Below are 7,192 nucleotides of genomic sequence, written 5' to 3' on the forward strand. Positions count from 1 at the left end.
CATGAGGAGATCCCTGCCGCGCGTACGCCGCTGGACCGCGTACGCGGCGAGCCTGCTGCTCGTCACCACGGCGCTCACCACGCTCGACGCGCCCGTCGCCGGCGCCGCCGCCGACCCGGTCGCGGTGACCGTCAACGCCCGCGCCGGACTGGCCACCGTGCCGGACACCGCGCTCGGCGTCAACCACGCCATCTGGGACGCGAAGCTCGGCAGCACCGAGACGTCGGACCTGCTGAAGGCGGCCGGCGTGAAGATGCTGCGCTACCCCGGCGGCTCGTACGCCGACATCTACCACTGGAAGACGCACACCGCGCCGGGCGGCTACGTCGCGCCGGACACCGACTTCGACACGTTCATGGCCGGGGCCCGCCGGGTCGGCGCCCAGCCGATGATCATCGCGAACTACGGCACCGGCACGCCGGCCGAGGCGGCCGACTGGGTGCGGTACGCCAACGTCACCAAGGGCTACGGCGCGAAGTGGTGGACGGTCGGCAACGAGAACTACGGCAACGGCCTCTACGGGTCGGCCTGGGAGGCCGACGACCACCCGGACAAGAGCGCCACCCAGTACGCCAAACTGGTCGTCGAGTACGCCGACGCGATGAAGGCGGTCGACCCGAGCATCAAGGTCGGCGCGGTGCTGACCATGCCCGGCAACTGGCCCGACGGCCTGACCGCCGGCGGCGACCCGGGCCCGTGGAACCAGACCGTGCTCTCGATCGCCGGCCCGAAGATCGACTTCGTGGACGTGCACTGGTACCCGGGCGGCACCGCCGCCGAGTCGCTGACCCGCACCAACCACCTGCCCGACGCCGCCTGGCTGCTGCGCCAGCAGATCGCCCGCTACGCCGGCCCGGACTCCGACCGGATCGGCATCAGCCTCACCGAGTTGAACGTCGACGCCGGCCGCACCACCCAGCCCGGCGCGCTGTTCCTCGCCGACGCCTACAGCGGCCTGCTGGAACAGGGTGTCTTCACCGTGCAGTGGTGGAACGTGCACAACGGCATCGGCACCGTCTCCGAGGTCGCCGGGCAGACCGACTACGGCGACTTCGGGCTGCTCTCCAGCGGCGGCTGCACCAGCGACGGCAAGGTCTGCGAGCCGGCGTTCAACACGCCGTTCGCGCCGTACCACGCGTTGTCCATGATGAACCTGTTCGCCCGGCCCGGGGACCAGCTCGTCCGCGCCGGCACCAGCCAACCCCTGGTCGCCGCGCACGCCGCGCGCCGGCCTGACGGCAGCCTCGCGCTCCTGCTGCTCAACAAGGACCCGGACACCGCGTACCCGGTGGCGGTCGACTACGCCGGCTTCACCCCGGCGGACGAGGCGCCGACCGTACACACGCTGACCAACGGCGCGACCGCCGTGAGCACCAGCCGCTCCGGCAGCGCGACCACCCGCACGCTGCCGCCGTACTCCCTGACCACGCTCGTGCTGCGACCGGCCGGCAGCTCCGCCGGGCGGCCGACCGCGCCGGGGCGGCCGACCGCGAGCGCGGTGACCGACCGCGCGGCGACCATCTCCTGGCCGGCGGCCACGCCGGGTGCCGCGCCGATCGCCAAGTACGAGGTGTACCGGCAGTTCGGCGCGGTCAGCGAGCAGCTCGGCGAGACCGCCGGCACGTCGTTCACGGTGCGCAACCTCGAACCGGGGACCCGTTACACGGTCAACGTGGTCGCCCGGGACACCGCGGGCCGGGTCTCCTGGTCGTCGCCACCGTCGACGTTCGCCACCGGCAGCCCGGCCGCCAGCACCTGCGCGGTCCGCTTCCACACCGACACCGACTGGGGCAACGGCTACGTCGCCACCGTCGAGGTGGTCAACACCGGCCCGAAGACGGTGGACGGTTGGACGCTCACCTGGACCTGGCCCACCGGCTGGCAGCAGGTGAGCAGCGGGTGGAACGCCACCTGGACGCAGGAGGGCACGGCGGTCAAGGTGACCCCCACCGCCGACAACCGCCGGCTCGCCGCCGACGGCGGGAGCACCAGCGTCGGCTTCGTCGGCGCGTACAGCGGGCCGAACGTCCCGCCGGGCGCGTTCCGGCTCAACGGCACGGTCTGCGCCCTGCGCTGAGCCGTGGGTCAGCCGCGCCCGGGTGGCCGTAGCCGCACCTCGGCCGTCGCCGGGACCTTCGGGTCCCGGCGGCGGCCGCCACGGCGTGGCGCCGGCACCACATGTGGGCGCGGCGGTTCCGCCGTCGACGACGTCGCCGACCCGGACGGTACGGCGGGCCGGGGCAGCACCGCCAGGATCAGCCCGAGCAGCAGCGCCGCGACCACCCCGTCGAGCCAGTAGTGGTTACCGGTGGCGACCACCACCAGCGCGGTGATCAGCGGGTGGGCCAGCCAGAGCCAGCGCCGCCAGCCGGCGGTGACCGCCATCAGCGCCACCGCGACCGCCAACGCCCAGCCCACGTGCAGCGAGGGCATCGCGGCGTACTGGTTGCTGAGCTGGTCGGACTCGGGCGGGCCGTAGACGGTCGGGCCGTACTGGCGGCCGGTGTCCACCATGTGGGTGAGCGCGGTCAGCCGCGGTGGCGCGAGCGGGATCCAGACGTGCAGCACGAACGCCGCCGCGGTCAGCACCGCGAGGGCCCGCCGTAACCGCAGGTAGTGCGCCGGCCGGCGCAGGTAGAGCCAGACCAGGCAGAGCACGGTGGCCGGGAAGTGCACGTACGCGTAGTAGCAGTTGGCCATCCGTACCGGCAGGTCGTGCAGCAGCAGCGGCGCCTGCACGAGGGCCTCGTCGGGCAGGTGCAGCATCCGCTCCAGCCACCAGATCCGCTCGCCGTTGGCCAGCGCGGTGCCGGCCCGCCCGGCGACCATCTGCCGACCCGCCTTGTAGGCGAGGAAGAGCACCGCGACCAGCGCCAGTTCACGGATCGCCCGGCGCAGCGCGCCGCCCCGCGTGGACGCGCCCTGCCTGGGATCCACCCATCCTCCTTCGCCTGGTCCGCCCGCCGACCGGCACGGACCAGGGCCGCCGCCGAGGTCGGCGACGGCCCTGGGGTACGGGCTCAGCGGCGGGGNCCGGCCGACCGGGTCGACGCCCACCCCGTCGAACGCGGGCGCCCCGTCGACCGCGTCGGCACCCACCGCCACCGATCGGCCGGTGTCCGGCAGATCGAGGCTGGAGCGAAGGGTAACCGGACGCAGCAACAGCGCCGCTACGATACCGACCACCGCGATCCCCGCGGAAATCAGGAAGATGTGCCCGGTGGCATCCCCGTACGCGGCCCGGACGATCTGCCGTACCGGCTCGGGCAGCGCGTCGAGGTTCAGGACGCTGCCACCACCGCCGCCGGAGGCGGGGATGCCGGCCGCGGCGAAGTCGTGGGTGATCCGGTCGGTGACCCGCCGGGCCAGCACCGCGCCGAGCACGGACACGCCGATGGTGCCGCCGAGCGAGCGGAAGAAGGCCACGCTGGCGCTGGCCGCGCCGATGTCGGCGAGCGAGACGGTGTTCTGCACCGCGAGCACCAGGTTCTGCATGGTCATGCCGACGCCGACGCCGACGGCGAACATGGCCGCGCCGACCACGACCAGCGAGGTCTCGTGGTCGATGGTGCCGAGCAGGAGGAAGCCGGCGACCAGCACGATCGATCCGAACACGATGTACGGCTTGATCTTTCCGCTCGCGGTGATCATCCGACCGGCCACGATCGAGGAGATCAGCACGCCGGCCATCATCGGGATGGTGAGCAGGCCGGCCTCGGTGGGGCTGTAGCCGCGGCCGATCTGGAAGTACTGGCCGAGGAAGACCGCGCCGCCGAACATCGCCATGCCGACCGCGAGGCTGCCCAGGATGGCCAGGGCGGTGGTGCGCTGGCGGACGATGTGCAAGGGCACCACCGGCTCGGCGGCCCGCGACTCGACCCACACGGCCAGCGCGAGCAGCAGCACCGCGCCGCCGACCATGGCGGCGGTCTGCCAGGAGAGCCAGGCGAACGAGCTGTCGACGAACGAGATCCAGATCAGCAGCACGCTGACCCCGGCGGCGATCAGGGCGGCGCCCAGGTAGTCGATCTTGACGTTCGCCCGCCGCACGGTGGGCAGGTTCAGCGTGATCTGGAGCAGGAACAGCGCGACGGCCGCGACCGGTACGCCGACGAAGAAGCACCACCGCCAGCCGAGCCAGGACGTGTCCACGATGAGGCCGCCGAGCAGCGGCCCGCCGACCGTGGCGAGCGCCATGACGCCGCCCAGGTAGCCGTTGTACCGGCCCCGCTCCCGGGGCGGGATCATCGCCGCGATGGCGACCTGCACCAGCGCCTGGAGGCCACCGACGCCGATGCCCTGGAACGCCCGGGCGGCGATGAGCTGGCCGGCGTCCTGCGAGAAGCCGGCCGCCACGGAGCCGACCAGGAAGATCACGATCGCGATCTGGATCAGCAGCTTCTTGTTGAACAGGTCGGCGAGCTTGCCCCAGATCGGGGTGGTCGCGGTGGCCGTGAGCAGAGTGGCGGTGACCACCCAGGTGTACTGCGTCTGCGAGCCGTCGAGGGCCCCGATGATCTTCGGCAGGGCGGTCGAGACCACGGTGCTGCTCAGCAGGGCCACGAACAGCACGAGCAGGAGGCCGCTGAGGGCCTCCAGGGTCTGCCGCCGGCTCATGGGCGCGGCCTCGGCCGTCGCGGTGGTTGCGCTCATCGCGCGTCCTCCAGGGTTGTCGGATGGGGGTGGCCGCTTGGTTGCCTCAAGCAATCATCAACAGAACTTGCCCAGTAGGCAACTTTGCCCATTGAGAAAAGGATCACGTACGCTGGCCGGCATGGACGAGTGCACCGGCCTGCGGGAGCGCAAGAAGGCGGCCACCCGCCTGGCGCTGCACGAGGCGGCCCTGCGCCTGGCCGCCGAGCACGGCCCCGACCGGGTCACCGTGGAGGCCATCGCCGACGCGGTCAACGTGTCCCGGCGCACGTTCTCCAACTATTTCTCCGGCAAGGAGGAGGCGCTCTTCCACGGCGACACGCTGCGGCTGCGCCGGCTGCTGGAGCTGATGGCGGAGCAGCCCGTCGACCGCCCGGCCTGGACCGCGCTGACCACCGCCGCACTGGCCCAGGCCGACGAGGACGACGATCCGGCCGAGCCCTGGCTGAGCCGGCGCCGGCGGTTGCAGGGCCACCCGAGCCTGGTGGCCCACCAGGTCGGGGCGTACGCGGCGATCGAGCGGGAACTGGCCGTGGAGATCACCCGCCGACTCACCGGCCCCGACGTGCCGTTGCGGGCCCGCGTCGTGGCCGCCACGTTCCTGGCCGCCCTGCGCGTCGCCGCCCAGCAGTGGGCCGAGCAACCCGACCTGCCGCTGCGCGACGTGCTGCGCGCCGTCCTCACCCACGCCACCCCGGCGGCCTGAGAGGCCCTAGAGTCTCCGCGTGATCGAGATCGTCACCGAGGTCGACCTGTTCCATCCCCCCGCCCGCGCCTGGCGCGGGCTGACCGAGCGGCCGCTGCTGGTCAAGTGGTTCGTCGACTGCACACCACGGGACGATCACTGGGTGCTGGCGACCGCGGCCCTGCCCGGCTACGACGCCGACACCGAGGTGGAGGTGGTCGAGCTGCGCCCGCCACAGCGGCTGGTGGTGCGGTGCCGGGAAGCCGGCCGGTCCACCCGGCTGGCCTGCGACCTGACCCCCACCGCCCACGGCTGCCGGCTCTCCGTGCGCGAGGTGCTGGAGGACGGGGACTGGGCGGCCGACGCGCGGGCCGAGCAGCACGAGCAGGCGGTGACCGGCCGACTGCCGGCGATCCTCGACTGGCTCGCGTTCCAGGAGGTCGACCTGCGCCGCGCCGAGGGCGCGCTGACCGCCGAACTGCCGGTGGTCCGGCCGTTCGGCGAGGGACGCGGTCGACCCGGGCGACGGACCCTGCTGGCCGCCGGCGCGGTGACGCTGCTCGCCGGCGCGACCGGCGCGGCCATCTGGGCGAACCGGCCCACGCCGTCCACGCCGGCCGCCCCGCCGCCGTCGCCGTCGCTGGTCGCCCCCTCCCCCTCCCCGAGCGTCACCGCGTCGCCACGGCCCACGAGCGCCCGACCCACGCCGAGCGCCAGCCGTCGCAGCGCCTCACCGTCCCCCTCGCCGTCCCCCACCCCCAGCCGTACGCCGAGCCCGACGCCGCCGGCGACGGTGCCGCTGACCGCGACCTACGAGACGGTCGTCGACCGGATCTTCGGCTACCGGGGCGAGGTGGTGGTGCGCAACCCGGCCCCGACGCCCCGCACCGAGTGGACGGTGACCGTGACGCTGGACGACGGCGCCAGCGTGAGCACGGTCGACGGGGCCCAGGCGGCACAGGATGGCACGACAGTCCGGTTCACCGGCCCAGAGCTGCCCCCCAACGGCTCGGCCACCATCAGATTCGACGTCCGGGACCCCGACCCCGCACACAACGCTCCACGAACCTGCACCGCCGACACCACCCCCTGCACCACCCCCTGACCAACTCCCCCACCCCACCCCTGCCCCGTCGATCATGAACTTGACGGCACTCCGAGTTCGATTTTCCGCCGCCAACTCCATGATCGACGCGGAAAGTTTCGGGTGGGGCGCGAAACGTGACACGAATTCCTTGATCAATGTGGTGTTGGGGTGGAATGGCGACGGGCCAGGGAGAGGGGGTTTCGCCATTGAGTCGATGGGAGCGCTCCCGTAACATGTCGGTCGCGGCTGTTAACGTTCACAAGCCAATCATCCCGGCGAATGCACCGGCCGCCACCACCACAGGAGGATGAACCATGACTAGATCCAGAGCGGCCAATGTCGGCCTGGTGTCGGCTGGCGTCGCGCTGCTGGCGTCGGCCGGCGTCGTCGCCGCGATCCCGGCCGGAGCGGCAGCGGCCGGTTGTTCGGTGAAGTACACCGTGTCGTCGCAGTGGGGCGGCGGCTTCGGCGCCGAGGTCGNCCATCACCAACCTCGGCGACCCGGTATCCAACTGGACACTCAACTGGAACTACGGCGCCGGCCAGACCGTCACCCAGGCCTGGAACGCCACCGTCACCCAGAGCGGCACCACCGTCACCGCCAAGAACGTCACCTACAACGGCTCCATCCCCACCAACGGCACCACCTCGTTCGGCTTCAACGGCACCTGGACCAGCAGCAACCCCACCCCCACCAGCTTCACCCTCAACGGCGTCACCTGCACCGGCGGCACCACCGAACCCACCACGTCGCCGACCAGCTCGCC

4 protein-coding genes and 2 pseudogenes are annotated in these 7,192 nt (G+C 72.5%); 4 read left to right on the forward strand and 2 right to left on the reverse strand.

Annotation, left to right across the window (positions count from 1 at the left end):
- Position 1 precedes the first annotated feature (1 nt).
- Positions 2-2,077 carry a cellulose binding domain-containing protein gene (locus B1205_RS13500; RefSeq protein WP_089155950.1) on the forward strand — a complete coding sequence of 692 codons (2,076 nt, stop codon included), beginning with the start codon at positions 2-4 and terminating at the stop codon, positions 2,075-2,077.
- Positions 2,078-2,085: 8 nt separating this feature from the next.
- Here the strand turns inward: B1205_RS13500 and B1205_RS29680 are convergent, their stop codons facing one another.
- Both B1205_RS29680 and B1205_RS29685 read right to left on the reverse strand, forming a co-directional pair.
- Positions 2,086-2,829 (reverse strand): phosphatase PAP2 family protein, encoded by a 744-nt coding sequence (locus B1205_RS29680; protein WP_254909925.1) that lies wholly within the window; start codon positions 2,827-2,829, stop codon positions 2,086-2,088.
- Between the two features lie 204 nt (positions 2,830-3,033).
- Positions 3,034-4,653: pseudogene (locus tag B1205_RS29685) on the reverse strand (MFS transporter); the annotation flags it as partial.
- Between the two features lie 121 nt (positions 4,654-4,774).
- Between B1205_RS29685 and B1205_RS13510 the strand changes: the two are divergent.
- From B1205_RS13510 to B1205_RS13520, 3 genes and pseudogenes are all read left to right on the forward strand, one after another.
- Positions 4,775-5,359 carry a TetR/AcrR family transcriptional regulator gene (locus B1205_RS13510; RefSeq protein WP_089155952.1) on the forward strand — a complete coding sequence of 195 codons (585 nt, stop codon included), beginning with the start codon at positions 4,775-4,777 and terminating at the stop codon, positions 5,357-5,359.
- A gap of 19 nt (positions 5,360-5,378) precedes the next feature.
- On the forward strand, positions 5,379-6,443 hold the full coding sequence (locus B1205_RS13515) for an SRPBCC domain-containing protein (RefSeq protein WP_089155953.1): 1,065 nt from the start codon (positions 5,379-5,381) through the stop codon (positions 6,441-6,443).
- A gap of 296 nt (positions 6,444-6,739) precedes the next feature.
- Positions 6,740-7,192 (forward strand): annotated as a pseudogene (locus B1205_RS13520) (cellulose binding domain-containing protein); the annotation flags it as partial.

Origin of the sequence: Micromonospora sp. NBS 11-29, assembly GCF_002140155.1 — a bacterium.
In the GTDB taxonomy this organism is placed as follows: Bacteria; Actinomycetota; Actinomycetes; order Mycobacteriales; family Micromonosporaceae; genus Micromonospora.

Coding starts and splice junctions, on each gene's coding strand:
- B1205_RS13510 (WP_089155952.1), top strand. CDS start 4,775: ATGGACGAGTGCACCGGCCTGCGGGAGCGCAAGAAGGCGGCCACCCGC.
- B1205_RS13500 (WP_089155950.1), top strand. CDS start 2: ATGAGGAGATCCCTGCCGCGCGTACGCCGCTGGACCGCGTACGCGGCG.
- B1205_RS29680 (WP_254909925.1), bottom strand. CDS start 2,829: ATGGTCGCCGGGCGGGCCGGCACCGCGCTGGCCAACGGCGAGCGGATC.